The organism is Bacillus sp. AL-1R (genome assembly GCF_052180195.1).
In the GTDB taxonomy this organism is placed as follows: Bacteria; Bacillota; Bacilli; order Bacillales; family Bacillaceae_G; genus Gottfriedia.
Genome location: NZ_CP197469.1, coordinates 2,337,124 through 2,355,917, shown reverse-complemented (window position 1 = coordinate 2,355,917; position 18,794 = coordinate 2,337,124). Strand labels below are relative to the sequence as shown.

The 18,794-nt window shown below is 32.0% G+C and carries 13 protein-coding genes; 9 read left to right on the top strand and 4 right to left on the bottom strand.

The features are described from left to right. Positions 1-122 precede the first annotated feature (122 nt). The 4 genes from ACSBO6_RS10930 to ACSBO6_RS10915 all read right to left on the bottom strand — a co-directional run bounded on the left by ACSBO6_RS10930 (position 123) and on the right by ACSBO6_RS10915 (position 4,169). Complete coding sequence (locus tag ACSBO6_RS10930; RefSeq protein ID WP_498843352.1) at positions 123-977, bottom strand: polysaccharide deacetylase family protein; 855 nt, start codon at positions 975-977, stop codon at positions 123-125. Then, positions 970-2,331, bottom strand: coding sequence for a glycosyltransferase family 2 protein (locus ACSBO6_RS10925; protein ID WP_498843351.1), 1,362 nt, complete (start codon positions 2,329-2,331; stop codon positions 970-972). Before ACSBO6_RS10925 ends, ACSBO6_RS10930 begins: the two co-directional genes overlap by 8 nt. A gap of 403 nt (positions 2,332-2,734) precedes the next feature. After that, positions 2,735-3,913: a NupC/NupG family nucleoside CNT transporter gene (locus tag ACSBO6_RS10920; protein ID WP_098845997.1), complete on the bottom strand. Its 1,179-nt coding sequence runs from the start codon at positions 3,911-3,913 to the stop codon at positions 2,735-2,737. Positions 3,914-4,013: 100 nt separating this feature from the next. Further along, positions 4,014-4,169 carry a XapX domain-containing protein gene (locus ACSBO6_RS10915; RefSeq protein WP_098845996.1) on the bottom strand — a complete coding sequence of 52 codons (156 nt, stop codon included), beginning with the start codon at positions 4,167-4,169 and terminating at the stop codon, positions 4,014-4,016. A gap of 245 nt (positions 4,170-4,414) precedes the next feature. Between ACSBO6_RS10915 and ACSBO6_RS10910 the strand changes: the two genes are divergently transcribed. From ACSBO6_RS10910 to ACSBO6_RS10870, 9 genes are all read left to right on the top strand, one after another. Then, complete coding sequence (locus ACSBO6_RS10910) at positions 4,415-5,029, top strand: hypothetical protein (protein ID WP_098845995.1); 615 nt, start codon at positions 4,415-4,417, stop codon at positions 5,027-5,029. Between the two features lie 395 nt (positions 5,030-5,424). Further along, positions 5,425-9,558 carry a S8 family serine peptidase gene (locus tag ACSBO6_RS10905; protein WP_498843350.1) on the top strand — a complete coding sequence of 1,378 codons (4,134 nt, stop codon included), beginning with the start codon at positions 5,425-5,427 and terminating at the stop codon, positions 9,556-9,558. A gap of 340 nt (positions 9,559-9,898) precedes the next feature. Next, positions 9,899-13,990, top strand: a complete 4,092-nt coding sequence (locus tag ACSBO6_RS10900; RefSeq protein ID WP_498843349.1) for a S8 family serine peptidase — start codon at positions 9,899-9,901, stop codon at positions 13,988-13,990. Between the two features lie 132 nt (positions 13,991-14,122). After that, on the top strand, positions 14,123-14,641 hold the full coding sequence (locus ACSBO6_RS10895; RefSeq protein ID WP_098845992.1) for a DUF4362 domain-containing protein: 519 nt from the start codon (positions 14,123-14,125) through the stop codon (positions 14,639-14,641). 303 nt (positions 14,642-14,944) lie between these two features. After that, complete coding sequence (locus tag ACSBO6_RS10890; protein ID WP_498843348.1) at positions 14,945-15,682, top strand: hypothetical protein; 738 nt, start codon at positions 14,945-14,947, stop codon at positions 15,680-15,682. Positions 15,683-15,983: 301 nt separating this feature from the next. Beyond that, complete coding sequence (locus ACSBO6_RS10885) at positions 15,984-16,733, top strand: GDSL-type esterase/lipase family protein (RefSeq protein WP_286138307.1); 750 nt, start codon at positions 15,984-15,986, stop codon at positions 16,731-16,733. A gap of 155 nt (positions 16,734-16,888) precedes the next feature. Beyond that, positions 16,889-17,929, top strand: coding sequence for an XdhC family protein (locus ACSBO6_RS10880; RefSeq protein ID WP_498843347.1), 1,041 nt, complete (start codon positions 16,889-16,891; stop codon positions 17,927-17,929). Continuing rightward, complete coding sequence (locus ACSBO6_RS10875; RefSeq protein WP_498843346.1) at positions 17,922-18,566, top strand: NTP transferase domain-containing protein; 645 nt, start codon at positions 17,922-17,924, stop codon at positions 18,564-18,566. The genes ACSBO6_RS10880 and ACSBO6_RS10875 overlap by 8 nt, the downstream gene beginning before the upstream one ends. Beyond that, positions 18,556-18,723, top strand: a complete 168-nt coding sequence (locus ACSBO6_RS10870) for a hypothetical protein (protein ID WP_180232918.1) — start codon at positions 18,556-18,558, stop codon at positions 18,721-18,723. Before ACSBO6_RS10875 ends, ACSBO6_RS10870 begins: the two co-directional genes overlap by 11 nt. Positions 18,724-18,794 lie beyond the last annotated feature (71 nt).

Genomic DNA, 18,794 nt, shown 5'->3' with positions numbered 1-18,794 from the left:
TTTAAATTAGTCTTGAACAAAATTAAGTTCCCTGATGAAAAGGAATTCAATACCACCACATCTATTCGTATTTGCAAGAAAAAAAGCTGCCGCAGCAGCTTTTTGAAATTAAATATATAAAGTTAATTAATCTCTTTTATATCTAGCCATTCGGAATAGGTCAAAATGTTTAGTTCATCTTTTTTACTCACGACATAATTAACAATTGTTTTAAACTTTTCTGGATCAAAATTCATCCCCGCTTTATCAGCTTTTTTTTCAAAGCGATGGTTAGTAAATACAATTGATTGTTTCTTCTTAATTGCTAAGTCAATTTGATCTTTTACCCATAAAATGTCTGTACTAGGAAGTAAATTAATCGTTCGAACCTCATATTTTTTAATTTGGTTAATTTGAATTCCATCCTTAATGGTACGAGCACTTCGATATTGTTCTTCCTGCAAGGTTTTCAATGTATCATCATTAAAAGACCCATATGGATAAACGGCGATATTACTTGCTTTTGTAAAACAATGTTGATTAAGCCACTTTCGAGCATCGTTTAATTCACTTTTTTGCTCTTGTTTATTTAAACTTGCTAAATGTCGATGGGAATATGTATGATTCATCAAGTCCCAACCAGAACGATATAAAGTATTTAATTGACGTAATGACATATATCCTTTGGTACCTATTTTTGAAGGAATGACAGCAATACTTCCTTTTATATCATTATTTTTTAAGATTTTAAAACCTTTTGTAAATTGCGTTTCCCATCCATCATCCATTGTAAAAATAATGTTAGCTTTATTTTGGGTTTTTTGAATTTCTTGTGGTGTTTGTACTTTACTTTGGAAAGTTTTACAATTTGTAGTTTGTAGTGATTTATTTGGTTGTTTAGCTACCGACAAATAAGATGCACTACTTTTCATAAACGGATATGCAATCATAAATGATGATATTAGAACAGCATATACAATAACAAGTTTTTTATCCAACGTTCTTCATTCCTTTATCCTTTTCTAGCTCATAAATTCTCCCAGATCGAGAAACTTTGTTCCAATCATTACGGTTTATAAAATAAGAAACAGTACCAAATAGTACAAAAAATAATGTTACAAAACGATAGACAAATAGGTCTAATAGTATTGTAACTGTCAATCTAATCTTATCTTTACTTTTAAATTGAACACCATAATAATTAGCTAAATACATAGCAAAGATACTATAAATTAAATTTAACGATACGACTCCAAGCAAATAGAATAATAGTAGATTTTGAGCATGTCCTATATTGGTAAATAACATATAGCCGAAATTAAAAATCGTAAAATAAATAGCAACTGTACCTAAAATAAATGAATCAATTAGCATGAAGAAAGAAACTGTACGAAATAAAAAGGTCTTTATAAGCATCGGAAAATAATAAATGACACAGTCAATAAATGCCTTTTGCCAACGAATCCTTTGTTTAAATAAATCCTTCCAGGTTTCTGGACACTCTGTATAGCATACTGCATTTGGGACAAATACCATTCTTTTACCAGGATTTTTTAAAATGTATTGTTGAAATTTTAAAGTAATATCGATATCTTCTCCTAAAGTTTTTCTATATCCACCAACTTTTAATAAAATTTCTCTATTAAAAACACCAAATGCTCCAGAAATAACGGAGAGTGCATCGAATTTCGCAAGAGAAACTCTATTAATATAGAATCCTTTTATAAACTCAAAAATTTGAAATCGAATGACATGCTTTACCGATAAAGTACGCTCGATATTCTCCTGATTAAAATGGACACCTTGAAGAGGATGCACCATTCCTCCTGCTGCTAATACATCAGGATCTTGGAAAACTTCATTCAGGATATGCAATGAGTCGTTGGCAAGAATACTATCTGCATCTAAAGTTACAACTAATTCATTTTTAGAATATTCGATTCCTGCGTTTAAGGCATCATGTTTTCCACCATTTACTTTGTCAATTACGTAAACATTAGGGTAAATAGTCGATTTATAGAAGTTTTTGATTTTATTACTCTTTAACTGATTTGATTTTCTTCGCTCTATTGGTGTAAGGCGAAGAAGTTCATGCAAAATTTTCATGGTTCCATCTTCAGATCCATCGTTAATGTAAATAACTTCTTTTGCTGAGTAATTTAATCTATTTATACCTTTTATAGCTGTTTCGATAATACTTTCTTCGTTAAAGCAAGGTATAAGTATACTAATGCTTTTATTAGTCCGTACAATATTTCGTTTCTTATTATAAAAAATCGGAAGTGAATTGATCATATGTAAGATTGGGAAAAAAGTACATAAGAATAGGATGAGTATAGTAACAAATTGCATAATTAAATCTCCTTAAAACTTGAATTAATACATCTAAATCTAAGCATGAAAGACAAGAATCAAATCAGTCATATCAAAAATAGATTTCTACTTGGATTATTTTAACGAGATTTTGGTTTGTTTAATATGTTATTCTTTGAACAATTTATTTCAAAATAAATACTAACAATACAATTATTAAAATGTTGTTGAAATTAGTTGTAATTTCACGTACCGTATTAGGAGATTTGGTTAAAATAGTAATTGAAAATGCTAAACAATGAAGGAGGTTTTTATTTTGAAGGTGAGTATTTAAGGGTATTTCCTTCTTTAGTTATAAAAAATTCATTACATTAAACAAAACAGCCGTAAATCTAATAAAAAGATTGGCTGCTTTGTTTTACGTTCATTGTGATCGAAAGAATTATCTAACAAATAATCCGACAATTGTTCCTGTTAATACTGAACCAAGCGTAGCAACTAATAATACTTTTAACCCAAATTTAGCAAAAAGCTCTGATTGTTTTTTATCAATTGCAGCAACCGCACCATATATAATTCCAATTGAAGAAAAGTTAGCAAATGATACTAAGAATGATGATACAATCGCTACAGTTTTTGCTGATAAAGTTGGAATGATTTTTTGGAAATCAAGCATTGCGACAAATTCATTTGCAGCAACTTTTGTACCCATAATTGACCCAGTACGAACTAATTCGTCTGTTGGAATCCCCATGATGAAAGCAACTGGTGCAAAAACATATCCTAAAATTTGAGTAAATGTCATTCCGATAATTGAATTGAAAACGAAATTAATCATGGCAAGTAAACCAATATAAGTTATTAACATTGCACCTACAATTAAGGCAACTTTACCACCATCAAGTGCACCGTTTCCGATGGCTTCAAATAATGATTTTTCTTTAATCATTTCTTTTACATTAATTTCTTCATCCTGTTCTGAAGTAACCGGACATACCATTGAAGAAAGAATTAAACCTGAGAATACGTTAATTGGTAATGCAACTAGTACATATTCTGGAGGAATCATTTGCATATAGGCACCTAAGATTGAACATGATACCGCTACTAAAGATGATGTAACGACAACAAATAAACGGTTAGGTGTTAGTTTATGTAATTCAGTTTTAACTGAAAGAATTGCAGTGGTATCACCAAATACCATACTATTTACAGCAACGAACGACTCAATCTTCGGTAAACCAGTAATTTTAGCAACTGCACCACCGATATATTTAATTGCTAACGGTAAAATTCTTGTATAAGTCAAGATAGATAATAATGAAGATACAAAGATGATCATCATTAAAACGTTAATCCAGAAATAACCCTTTGTTGATAAATCACCGAATACAAATGATATACCTTCGTTACCAAAAGATAAAACTTTATTAAAGAAAGAGACAATCTTTTGTAAAACGGTTCTTCCAATTGAGGTTTTTAGCATAAACCAAGCTAAAATCAATTGAACCACTAACATAATTGCAACTGCTTTATAGTTAATGTTCTTTTTATCATTAGACAATAGCCAGCAAATAATAAGTAACAAGATAATGCCAATGATTGAGATAATATATGACATTTATTTTCCTCCAAACTACAAAATTGTAGAATAATTTCTAATTTGCAATCTTATTGTTTCCAATCAATATAAAAATATCATTAAATAAAAGTCAGGTTTATTATATAAATAGCTGAACTAATTTCATTCCACCCCATACACCTATAATCCCGCAAATTGCTGAAAATACAGGTGGTGCCGGAATTGGTAATTTAATGAGTGTAAATACAACTCCAACAATTAAACCTGCAATTAAGCTCATAATTACTTCATGCATATTTACTAACTCCTTTTTTATCAACGCTTTTTCGTATCATTTGAACCATAATTTTACTTAATGCCAATCATCTCTGTTAGTAGAGTATTATCCCAAAAAATTCATAGCTAATACAAATTACTAAATTAAAGAAAACTTTTTTGTAATTCAAATAGCTGGTAGGTAAAAACAATGTAATGAGAGAATATATCTTGTAAAGAAAGTTTTAACTTTTAAGATTATTAACACCTGAAAGGGGCTTATGAATGAAACAATCACTTTTGCAAGAAATACAGGATTTTACTTTATTTGGAGAACATGCAGATCATTTTGAATACTTAGCAAGTGGAAAAGATGGGGATGTTTATACTAGAGACAATTATGTTATAAAAGTATTTAAAGAAGATGGAAAAAGTCGAGATGATGGAATGAAACTTCACCTTCTAGAGCGAAGTATATATTACCCAAAAGTTCATGCGTTTACGAATGATTTTATGGTAAGTGATCGAGTATTTGGTGAAACTTTTTACCAATTAGATGGACATAGTAATAATTTACGTAAACAATATGAAGAAGAGATTAATCATGCGATTTTTGATGCTCAAAATGCAGGCTTATATGCATTCGACTTACATAATCATAATTTATTGTTATCAAAGGATGGTGAAGTACGAATTGTTGACGTCGGACGATTTTCCCTTGAAGAAGAAACTTTCCAACTTGGATTTTTTAAATCAATATTTGGAAGTTCCCATCGACGTCACCGAAAACATAAAAGACGTAATAAACACTCATCATCAAACCATCATTACAGACACTCTTCATCATCAAGACGTCATCATCGCAGCCATTCAAGTTCATATAGCTCATACTCTTCCTAAAAAATGAAATGCAAGACAATGAAGAGGCTGTCTCAAAAGGTCGTTGGATAACGACATTTGAGGCAGTTTTTTTTTGTACCACTTCCTCTAGTGTCTCCAAAACTAAATTTAAATCATTTCTTTTTGATACTTCCCAAGAGAAGGGGGAAGGGGTCCGTGATTTGTTTATAAACAATTGAGTAGAAAGAAGTCGAATTTTCAGTGAAAATATTGCAATTATTGAAATAGAGCCTCGATTTTAACCCAATTGACCGAATTTCGAATTTTCTTAATAATTGATGATGTAAAGGTTTCTAAACTGAATTACTTTCATAACAAAATTGAATGTTTATGTTCGTATTTCAAATAGATCTTTTCGAGCAATTTATTGTGACTTCGAGGAAGGAATGGTTTTAATGGGGAAACGTAAGAAAAATGGAAAAGGTTGGGCTGTATTTGCATTATCGTCAAGTTTTGTTATAAGTTCTCTTGGACAAGGTGTACCTGTTTCAAAAGCTGTAAGCGCTTCAAATGTTAAAGAATTGCTTGCTAAATTGACGCCTGAACAAAGAAATGCTCTTAATCAAATTAAAATTAATGATTCAACAGGGCCAAAAATTTCCGAAGAGATTGATCAATCTTCTGCAGAACCAACAAATGTTATCGTTGAGTTTGCAAATAAGCCAGTAAAAATAGCTCGGCTAGAGGCTACAATAGAAGGAAAAGAATTGTCTGCATCAACAGCGTCAGACTTAATTGACCAAGATCATACGACTTTTACAAATGACGTTGCAGAATTAGTAAATAATGAAACTACGAAGAAAGTGAATTATAAAGTTCATCGATCATATAAACGTGCATTTAATGGTGTTTCGATGACATTACCAGCAAATCAAGTTCAGAATCTACTAAAATCAAAAGCAGTTAAAAAAGTTTGGAGTAATGAGACGTTCAAAATTGATCCACCAAAAGAAAATGATCAACTAAAAGCAGATGAAGCAAATGTTGAAAACTATACACCATATGATGCTTTAGATCGGTTACATGCGGAAGGTTTTACTGGAAAAGGAATTAAAGTTGGTATTTTAGATACGGGAATTGATTATAATCATCCAGATTTAAAAGATGCATATAAAGGCGGATATGATTTCGTTGACAACGATAATGATCCAATGGAAACGACATATGCAGATTGGAAGAAATCAGGAAAAGCTGAAATTGTAAGTGGAAGTCCATATTATACAGAGCACGGTACACATGTAGCGGGAATAATTGGTGGTCGAGGCGTTGCAAATAGCGAATACAAAACGCTAGGTGCGGCTCCAGACGCAGATCTTTATTCTTATCGTGTACTCGGCCCGTATGGTAGTGGAACAGCGGAAAATATAATCGCTGCATTAGATAAAGCCGTTAGTGATGGTATGGATGTTATTAATATGTCACTTGGTGCAGCATTAAATGATCCGTTATATGCGACTTCAGTGGCTGTAAATAACACTGTTCTTAGTGGAGTAACGACAGTCGTTGCTGCAGGTAATAATGGAGAACAAATGGATACATTAGGTTCACCTGGTGCAGCAGCTTTGGCATTAACAGTTGGAGCGTCATCTATTGCACTTGATGTCTATCAATATGCAGGAGTTCAAGACGGTACAAATTATTCTTTAAGACAGCTAGCAAGAAATTATAAAGATGATTTCACAACATTAAAGGGAAAATCTTATCAATTAGTTGATGTTGGATTAGCTAATCCAGTGGACTTTAATGGAAAAGATCTAAACGGTAAAATTGCGTTTGTTAAACGAGGAACAATTGCATTAATTGATAAAATCAAAAATGCAAAAGCAAATGGTGCTGCTGGTGTATTAATGTATAACGATGAAACAAATAAAGCTGAAGGTGCAATTCAAACATTTTTAGGTGAGTCAATGGATGCGATCCCTGCATTTTCAGTATCAAATGATGAGGGTAATACCATTTTAGCTGCAATTAAAGCTGGTAAAACTGACTTCACATTTGGTGATTTCACAAAACTACAAACAGCTTCGGATGAATTAGCATCATTTAGTTCTAGAGGACCATCTCGTGTAAATTATGATATTAAACCAGAAATAACAGCACCTGGTGTATCAATTCTTTCAACGGTACCTTTCTATGTAAACGATAAAACAGTTGATGGTTCAAAACCAGAAGACTATCAATACGCATATGAAAGATTATCAGGCACATCCATGGCAACACCATATGTAGCTGGTGTATCTGCCTTATTACTTCAATCAAATAAAGATTTATTGCCTGAAGATATCAAATCAATTTTAATGAATACTGCAGATCCATTATCAAAAGATTATAGCGTATTTGAAGTTGGAAGTGGACGAGTTGATGCATATGAAGCAATCCACTCAAATGTAGAGCTAGAAGTAGTTGATCAAACACCTACTATTATTAATGGTAAACAAAAATCAATTAAAGAATTAACAGGTGCAATGAGCTTTGGTTCATTTGCATTTAATGATCAAGATATCGCAGATTCACGTTCGATTATATTAAAGAATCGTAGTGAAAAAGCGAAAACATTTAGTGTTGATGTGAATTTCCAGACTGGATTAAGAGGATCTAAAGATGCGCCTGAAAATAGTGTAACGCTAACAGGTCCTACATCTGTAAAGTTAAATGGAGTTAGCCAGAAATCAATCAAGTTTAACTTAAACATTCCAAAAACAGCTGAAAAGGGAACATATGAAGGAAATATTACGTTCACTAATACTGCCGATCCAACAGAAACATATCAAATTCCATTTGGTGGACGAGTTGTAAAAGAAGGTCTAACTGCTAGTTTATATAACCCAATCTTTACAGATAAAATCCGTTGGCCAGCTACGGCTCAACCATTTGTTACTGCATATTTGACATTACAATCTCATATGAAGACAATTGATATCGTTTTACAAGATCCAAATACAGGTGATGATATAGGTTATATAGGTACAATGGATGCAAGTCTAGCAAAGGAAAACATCGAATATACTGTTCAGCAAGTATTTAAAGGCGTGTATTACCCATTTACTGGGGATGCTAAAAATCCAATTAGCTCTGAAAATGCATTAGTTCCAAAAGGACATTATAAATTACGATTTATTGGGACAAATGCTTCAGGTAAAACATTCACGGCTGCGCCTGATTTATTATTTGAATCTGGAGATCCAAAGGTAACAACAAGTTTTGATTTACTAGATCAAAAAGTAGTTGAGTATTCAGATAGTCAGCTAGATTCAAATGGTGAAATGCTTTATGACTACACATTTAATGTGTTTGACCCTGAAGTTGATGAAGCAAAAGGTTATGGAATAAATGTCGACCAATCTAAAAATGGAATTGTGTTTTTCTATAATTCACCGTTCCCAAATGCACCAGTTTTTACAGATAAAGATGGTAATTATAAAGAGCAAATGTATGTTTCAGATAAAGTTAAATGGTTAGATGTAAGTTATTACACATTTGATACAGCAAGAAATCAAACGCCAACCGACCATGTAGTCTTTACGAAAAATACAACGCCTTATTACTATTTCAAAGCAAATGAAAAAAAAGCTACAACAGGTGATTCTGTAAATTACACAGTTCGTTCGAATAATATTAAAAACTTAAATCAAGCAACATTCGTAATCAGTTGTGCTACAAAACAAGGTGAAATTCAAAACATTAAGTTAAATGATGCCGTAAAACAATATGGTGACGCAACAATTTCAGTATCAACTTCACAAGCTTCTGCTAGTACAACGAAATATACTGTTAACTTTACTTATTTAGGGGATAAAGAATTACCAGAGGATTTACAGTTATTTAATTTTGATGTAAAAACATTGGATCAAGCTGTATCAATTGGAGTGCCTTTCACAGCATCAGCAAACTTTATCGACCAAGCTGGTGTGGAAACAAAAAATATCAATTTTTATATTGAAAATTATGTTTATACATCGAAAGTATCTTATTTCAATGGAAACATGCAGCTAGAAGGATTAATCAATCCGACAACAAATCAGATCAATTATGCTATTGATCAAACTCAGATAGGTGCTAAAGTTTCCCTTAAATCCTATGATGGAAAAACAAATTATGATATACCAATTACTTCTAAAAATGGTGCTTTCTCAATTGATTGGGTAAAAGCCGATAATAAACCATACACATTTAAAGTTGATGTACCAGGTCATTTCACAAAATATGTACAATTTACATTATCTGATCAGGTTCGAGGAGAAACAGTTGGCAGAACATTACGTTACGTAACGCCACTACTAACTGCTGGCGATGTAAATAAAGACAATGTAATCGATGTAATGGATGCACTTCAAGTACAAACTTTCTGGGGTACAAATAAAGCATCAGCAGATTTCAACTTCGATAAAGTTGTTGATGCAAACGATATGAATTATGTAGTGAAAAACTTCGGAAAGAGAAACAGCTCTGTGCCGAATGCACCTAAGGCTAAGACAACTTATAAGGGCACTACTTTAGACAGCATTTTAACACAATTAGGATTAAAATAAGAATGCGAAGGAATACATATTACCCAGTATCAGCTTGGGCTAAATATTTTCTCGTAGTAGATTTGTGAATTAAAGATTGAAAAAGAGGCACTCAAAAGGTCGTTGAAAAATGACTTTTTGGGTCAGTCTCTTCTTATCGCGTTTAAATATAACAGAGTCATAGAAAAAAAGGAAATAAGTTAATAAACTTTTTTTGAATTTTTTGATGAAAAACATCCAAAAATATTGAAAAAACATTTAAAAGTTGAATGAATAGGGAAAAGAATCACTAAATTGACTGAATATTCGGAATAACAAATAATGAAAGAGACTTTATTTTTTGAAAATTTGGAGGTTGAAAATGGGAAGGAATATTTCTAGAAGTAAGTTCGTTAAAAGTTTATCAGTATTAGCGTTATCTTCCAGCTTTATTCTTGGCTCTCTAAGTCATGTAACAACTGTATCAAAAGCTGCAACAGTTTCGAAAATAGATGAAATGCTAGCAAATTTATCACAAGCCGAGAGGACAGCACTTCATCAACTTTCAACGAGTAATGAGACAGGACTACAGGTTAATCCTGATATTAATTTAGACGCTACAACTCAAACGAGCGTTATTGTTGAATTTAATAATAAACCAGCAAAAGTCGCCCAGCTCGAATCAAGTTTAAAGGGTAAACAGCTAACAAAGACTGTGGCAACTAGCTTAGTTGATCAAGATCATGCAACTTTTTCAAGGGATTTAGGACAAGTATTAACAGAAGACAATAATAAAAAAGTTAAATATAAAGTAAATCAATCTTATAGGCATGCTTTTAATGGTGTTTCAATGAATCTACCAGCAAATCAAATTAAAAACTTATTAAAATCGAAAGCTGTTAAAGCAATTTGGAGTAATGAAGAAGTTCATGCTGAAGTGGATAATAATCAAGAAAAAATGCAAACAGGAGGATCGAGTAATCAATCAGCTCTTTCTTTTCTAGGAGTAAACAAGCTTCATCAGGAAGGATTTACTGGTAAAGGAGTTAAAGTTGGAGTCATTGATACAGGTATCGACTATAATCATCCAGATTTAAAGGATGTATATAAAGGTGGGTACGATTTTGTCGGTAATGATAATGACCCGATGGAAGCTACATATGAAGATTGGAAAAAATCTGGTGTAGCCGAATTTTTCTGGGCAAATGGGGCATCGTATTATACTGAACATGGAACTCATGTTGCAGGAATTATTGCTGGTCAAGGAAAGAATGATAGCGATTATAAAATGGAAGGTATTGCACCTGATGTAGACTTATATGCTTATCGTGTATTAGGACCTTATGGCGTTGGATATGATTCTAGTATTTTGGCAGGTATCGATAAAGCTGTAGCAGATGGAATGGACGTAATTAATCTATCTTTAGGTGCAGGAATTAATAATCCACTTTATTCTACAAGTATAGCAATTAATCAAGCGGTACTAAGCGGTGTTACAGCAGTAATCGCTGCAGGAAACAACGGAAATGATCTGTACACATTAGGTTCTCCAGGTACTGCAGCACTTGCCCTGACTGTAGGTGCAAGTAATGAACCAAATAATTTACATACTTATAAGAGTGTACTTCAATCAGGTACAGAAACAACTTCTGCTGACTTGCAAGAAATGGCGAAAGGTTACACAGATCATGTTGAACAGTTGAATGGCCAATCATTTTCAATTATTGATGTTGGATATGGCGCATCGACTGATTATAAAAACAAAGATGTAAAAGGTAAAGTTGTATTAATAAGTCGCGGAAATAATATTGCTTTGGGAGATAAAGTAAAATTTGCAAAACAAAATGGTGCAGCTGCTGCACTACTTTTCAATAATAATCCAGATGAAGGTTTAATCCCTTCTTATTTAGGTGAAGGATTAGATTATATTCCAACATTCACACTAACGAATGCCCAAGGCCAAGCTTTGAAATCAAAAATCAATACAACAAGTACATTTACGTTTAATGAACTTGGTCAAATTCAAACAAAAGCAGACGAATTAGCAGATTTTAGTTCACGTGGGCCGGCCCGTGTTACGTACGATATTAAACCGGAAATTACGGCTCCAGGTGTTGGCGTATTCTCCACTGTTCCAGCTTATATGATCAATAAAAATACGCCAAATGATTATAAATACGCATATGAACGACTTTCAGGTACATCGATGGCAACACCTAATGTTGCAGGTATGGCTGCACTTTTACTCCAAGCAAAACCAAGCTTGCAACCAAGCGATGTTAAAGCCATTCTTATGAATACGGCTGAACCTTTAAGTAAGGACTATAGTGTATTTGAATCAGGAGCAGGTCGAGCGGATATATATAAAGCGGTTCACTCGTCGATTGAAATGAAAGTTCAAAATGAAACACCAATTTTAAAAAATGGAAAAGAAAAAACCATTAAAGATGAAACAGGTGCGCTAAGTTTTGGTTCAGTGGATTTAAGCGACGATGTTAATGAAGAGCGTAAAGTTGTCATTAAAAATACAGGTGATAAAACAAAAACATTTGATGTAGCAGTTAAATTTCAATCAGGTTTAAGAGGATCAAAAGATGCTGACAAAAATGGCGTAAAAGTTTCGATTAAACCAACTATTAAACTAGCTGCAAATTCACAAAAAAATACGAAGGCGTCCATCTACATACCGAAAACAGCAGAGAAAGGTAATTATGAAGGGTATATCGTTTATACAAACCAGAATGATCCTGGGGAAACTTATAAAATTCCTTTTGCTGTACATGCTGTTGAAGAAGGTATAGGATTATTCGAAACATCATCACTAGGGTTATCAGAAGACCGTTATAGAGATGGATCTTCAAGTCCTAACACAATTAAGGCTATAACCGCTCAAGTTCAAATGAAATCCAATGTAAGAAATATTGATTTCATTTTAGAGGATGGAAAAACGAATCAGGAAATAGGGTATATTGGAACAGTAGATGGATTTAGTTTAAGCGAAGGTGATTTAGTTAATATGTATCTCTTTAATGGTACGTATAATCCGCTTGTTAACTCTGGAATAAGTGCTAAAAGTGTCGTTGCAGAGGATGGGTTTTATAAGATTAAAATGCTTGCTACAACTGATACTGGAAAACAGTTTACAGAAATTCGTGATGTAGTAGTTGATAATAGAAAGCCTAAGTATACAATCGATGGACCAGTAGGAGATATAATTGAATATGAGGAAGGGCAAAAATCAGTTACAATAACTGGCTCGGTATTTGATCAAGATATTGAGAATAATAAAGCTGCTGGAATGAAGATAGATCAGTCTGCGAATAAAGTCTATGATCTAGCACAAGGAGAAGTACCACTAGAAATACCTGTAAATAAAGATGGTACATTTAAATACGATGTACCGATTGGAACAGGTACTAAAGTGGTTCAATTAATTGTAACCGATTCTGCAGGTAACGGCAGTATTATACCTAAGACAATTAAAATCGTGAAAAATGGTACACCGTATTTGACTTCGGTTGTAGATAAAGACACTGCAAAACCAGATGACTTAATTCATGCAAAAATTGTCTTGAAAAATGCAGCAGATTTTAAAAAGGGTACGATAAATTTAAGTGTTGCTTCAGATTATTTATATATTGAAAATATTGACTTGCATCCTGATTCTAGTAAACTAGGAGAAATGAAGCTAACCAAAACTTCAGCAAGTAGAGTAACGGTTGAAGCAGCTGATACTAATACGCAAACTTTAAATGGAGATATCCCATTGGTGGAAGTTACATACAAAGTAAAGGATTATAAATTCGACATAAGACCTGATAGCTCCCTTGTATATACTTCTGGCTCATATATAAATCGAACAGGTATGACAAATTCTCTTATCGCAAATGCACCTTTTGTTGATTTAGTTCCGACTTATTCGAAAATGACATCTGTTTTATATGCTCAAGGTTTATTAACGAGTGGTGGAGCGTTTGATAGTAGGAGAGATTACAGTAAGATAGGGGCAGATGTATCACTACAAGATGCTGAGGGGAATACGTATAATCAAATTTTTACTCAGTATGGAAAAATTGAAGCTTTACATTTAGCCCTTACTGACAAATCACTCCGAATGACTGTAAAAGTTCCAGGACATTTTAAAAGTCTTTATGATTTCAAAATTGGTATGCAAAATGAAAGTGGAGAATTAATAGGTCAATATAAAAAGATTGTTCTTCCTACACTTCTTGGTGGAGACGTAAATGGCGATGATGTAATTGACGTAATAGATGCGTTATCTATTCAAACATATTGGGGAACAAATAAACGAAGTGCAGATATTAATTTTGATGGAACAGTAGATGCAAAAGATCTTGCATATGTAGAAAAGAACTATTTAATGCAAAATCCTTCCGTACAAAATGCACCTAAACCAGAGAGTAAATATAAAACGAAAACATTAGAGATTGTAAAGAGTGAGTTAGGTTTATAATCGACTAGTTTTATAAGTTATAAAAAGGTACTCAAAAGTCAAAAAATACTTTTGAGTACCTTTTTTAATTGCATAAGTCATTACAGATTGGAAAAACTAACCAATATTATTAATTGTAAATTGGAGGGCAATATGTATAAATCAATCATACCGTTGATGCTTTTACTATTTATTGGTTTTTCCTTCGATCATTTCATGGTAGCAGAAGCAAGTGGATTTACGAAAGAAATGTTAAAAAAAGAAATCGAGAATTACGGAGAAAAAGCAACGAACAAAATCCCGGCATCATATAGTAAAAAGGATGCGATAAAAAATGGAGATATCATCATAGGAAAAACAACTAATCATAATGAACGAGTTCAAAAATTTATTAAGAATGTAAAAAATAAAAATCCTGACTTTATTCGATTTGTTGAATTTACTTCAAAAGGTGATCCAGTTATTACGGAGTATCAATTTAACGGAAAATTAATTTATTACCGATTTGATAGTTCAAGAGATAAAACAGATCGATATCGAAAAGGTACATTTGCAATGAGTAAATTTGTTACAGGACCAAAAGTTTTAGAAGATTATTGTCAAAAGTTAGTCGTAAATTCAAAAACATCCTATTTAACAAATTGTTATCATTTTGATAAGGTAGAATTTTAGTATTTAAAAACGTCGGTTAATATCTCGGCGTTTTTTGTATTTTAGTATAAAATAGTGGATTTGTTTTAAAAATTTCATTTACCGTAATTTTATTATTGAACTTAAAAGTTACTATTTGATAAATGTAATGAACAGTTGGACGTTTTGAATGATTTCACGTACCGAAATATATTCACAAAAATTAATTCTTTACACGATAAGATGGACAAAAAGTTCCAAACTAAACTATAATTTCTACATATAATTAATTTAAATACTACTAAAAACTGGAAATAAATAAGATTTACCAAAGGAGTAAATAAAATGGCAGAAAATTTAGTTCAAAATGAGAAAACTGAGTTAATAAAATACATACCTCCAAAAGGGGAATTTACAAAGTTTTTGTCTGATGAAGATTATTTAGAAAAAGGACGATCTTGGGGTTTATTTAATAAAAATCCAAAACATGATTTTTTATTTAAAGGACAGGATTTTCAAGTAAATGTAAAACTTATTGGCTATGAAACTTATGGAGTTACGGATGAGTATCATACAATTATTATTGAATTTGAAGATGGCAATTTAACATGTATTCATCCTGCTTATTTAAAAGAAATGCAATCTCCAAGCTTTAAAAAAGTATACACAGTTGGCGAGAGTGAAACAAAAATCAGTGTTGAGAAGAAATATTCATCAGAAACAAAAGTGAAAGAAACTACTTCTAAAGCTGCTACTAAGAAAAAAGTTGATAAGAAAGAGGAAGTATCAATTACATTACCAACAGATAAATCTCATTTTAACGGCACTGTTAAAGAATTTAGTACAAAATATAATCATTTTAATGATAGCGAAGAAGAGATTGTTGTTTGGGAAAATGTAGCTGTCAAAGGAGAACAGGATTTAGTAATAGGAAATGCTTGGTGTTCATTGAGTAAAACATTAAAGGCAGCAGAGCTAGAAGTAGGTAAATCTTATCAATTTGATGGGAAAGTTGTTGATAAGAAATTAAACAAAGAAGTTAAATATAAATTAAATAACCCTTCAAAAGTTGCTGAGATTTAAATTAGTGTGAGAATAGGAGTTTCAAATTAATTTATATTTAGATTAAACGAATTCATAGAAAGCTAACTAATGCAGTTAGCTTTTTTACGTTGTTGAAAACAAATTTTCGTAAAAATCCTTCTATTATTTTCAAAACTAAGTAAATGGATACATGTTTTTGTTCATTTAGACAAATAATTTAATAAAACAGTATTTAAAGTATAATCCTTAAAATTGGTAATTTAAGTCTTTAATTACTACTTTTTATACCCATAAAAAGAAGTTAAGTATCTTAATAAACTTATTTAAGGGGGCGTATTTGTTGATAAGAAGAAAAATAGTTAGTACGGTTCTTACATTTTCTTTAGCATGTTTTTTAGTTTCAACTACAACACTTGCAAAAGAAGCTGATAATGTAAATACTTATGAAAAGACTAAGACTGATCTTGTAAGTCTTGGAGATTCCATAACATTTGGTTTCAATTTGGGTAATACTAATAAAATACCTTCAGATTATGCGTTCCCTTTTTTAATTGGCGAAAACGCAAACCTTGAAGTTCGTGATTTAGGTGTGCCAGGTTGGACATCAGATCATCTTTTGCAAGCTATAAAAAATGATTTTAATTTCAGACAATCAGTCAAACATGCAGACTATATAACTTTGGATATTGGAAATAATGATTTGTTACATATTTTGAAAAAAAGTAATAATATAGAGCAACTACCTGGAAAAATTGCTACGATGATGCCAAAATTAGCAGGAAATTTAAATGAAATAATTCAGGAGATTCGTGAACTTAGTGATGCTCCAATCGTTGTATACAATTTCTATAATCCATTTCAAGTAAATAATCAACCAATGCATAATTTATCGAATCAATTATTATCGTTTGTTATTAATCCGACAATTGCTAGCATTGCAAGTAAATACAAAAATGTAAAAATAGCTGACGCTTTTTCAGCGTTTGATGAAAAACAAGAAACGTACATTATACAAGGGGATATACATCCAACAATTGATGGACAAACTGTACTAGCTGATATTGGAAAGAAGAAGTTAGGTATAAAATAATAAAAATATTGATAATCGGTTAACCATAATTGTGGTTAATCTTTTTTTGTTGCTTCTTAAGATTAATTAATATTGGATCCTGACATAACACATACATGATAGAACTATATATTAATATTTACTAAAAATGTTGGATTGGTTTTAGGAGGGATCTAATGGAAAGTATCCATGAGATACTAAATGAGATTACATCATCAAAAGAAGGTGATGTATTAGCTACTATTATACATGTTGAAGGCTCTGCTTACCGGAAAGAAGGGACTTCTATGTTATTTAAGGGAAATGGGAAAGAGGTTGGATTATTAAGTGCTGGTTGTCTAGAAACAGATTTGGCATATCGCGTTCAAGAAACAAGAGTATGGAAAACGCCTCAAACTGTTACTTATGATATGAGTGCAGAGGATGATTTAACGTGGGGTAATGGTGCAGGATGTAACGGAATTATTACCGTGCTTTTAGAGCCAATTGATGATAGTCTGTTTGAGTTACTAACTAAATTAAAAAAATTCTTATTAAATGGTACGAGTGTATCGATGATGAAAATTTTATTTGATCATAATAAAAAGGTTGAAACTTTGTTCTTAGTAAATGAAAATACCTTTTTTGGAAATTGTAATGAACGAATATTAGATCATCTTAAAAGTGTTTTAAACGAATTACATGATACTCATTATAAAAGTGGGCTTCGAGCAATTGAATCACTTACAACTAAAGTGTATTTACATACTTTTCATCCTAAGCCTCGCTTAATCGTTTTCGGAGCTGGTAAAGATGCAATTCCTTTAGTAAAACTTGCATCAATTGCAGGATTCTTTGTAACGATAACCGATTGGCGGGCTGATCTCTGTACTAAAGAATACTTTCCAGACGCAGACCAAATTTTTATGGGTTTTCCAAGCGAAATCATATCAAGACTTCAATTGACTACTTCTGATTCTGCTATCATCATTACCCATCAATTCCAAAAAGATAAAGAAATATTAAATCATCTATTAAATATTAATCTAAAGTATTTAGGAGTTCTTGGTGGGAAAAAACGAATCCAGCGATTAATGGATGGGAAAAAAGTAGATTCAGAAATAAATAGTCCTGCTGGTTTACAAATTGGTGCTGAGGGTCCAGAAGAGATTGCAATTAGCATTATTGCTGAATTAATTCAAAGACAAAGAATCAAGAAGGAATCTAAGCATGAATAGTAGAGTTGTTGCAATTTTCCTTGCTGCAGGGAGTAGTAAAAGAATGGGACAGAATAAAATTTCACTTCCATTAGGTGATTCTACAATTGGAAGTTTTGGTTTACGTAAATTTATCCATTCTAATATCGACCATGTTTTTGTCGTAACAAAAGAAAATGATTCACTAAATTGGATAAGTAAAGATCTATTTCAAAAAAATTATAAAGATTTATGGACACATGTTCCATGTACTAGTGCTAACAAAGGACAATCATACTCTTTAAAATGTGGTTTAACTCATGCTCAAAAAACAAAGCCTTTAGGAATCATGATCCTCCTTGCTGACCAACCTTTTCTATCAATTCAAACTATTAATGAATTACATCGAAACTATTTAAAGGGCGTAAGTGAGAATTCAACACTTCCTTTTTTAGCAGCAAGTTTTCAAGGTGTCCCAAGACCCCCAATTATACTATCGCAAAATACGATTCCTAGTCTATTCAAGTTAAATGCTGATGAAGGAGCAAGAGCAATTATTCGGAATCATACTAATTTAGATAATTTATTAGTTGAATTTGACAATCGGTTGGATTTTTTCGATATCGATACAAAAGAAGCGTATGAAAGAGCGAAGGGGATTGTACTTAATGGAGATTAAACAAGGACATGTAAACTCACATTATCCTGTTCTATGGTTTCCAGATACACTTGAAAAAGCGTACATATTAAAACAACAATTTCTTAATGACTCATGCATAATTGCTGGTGGACCCCTTTTACAAACTTATTGGGAAAAGGGATATGTACCTTCTTAAAAAAGCTTTTAGGGCTAGAATGGGTAGCCGTTGTAGAACTCCATCCTAATTAAGTAAGCTTTTTAGAAGAT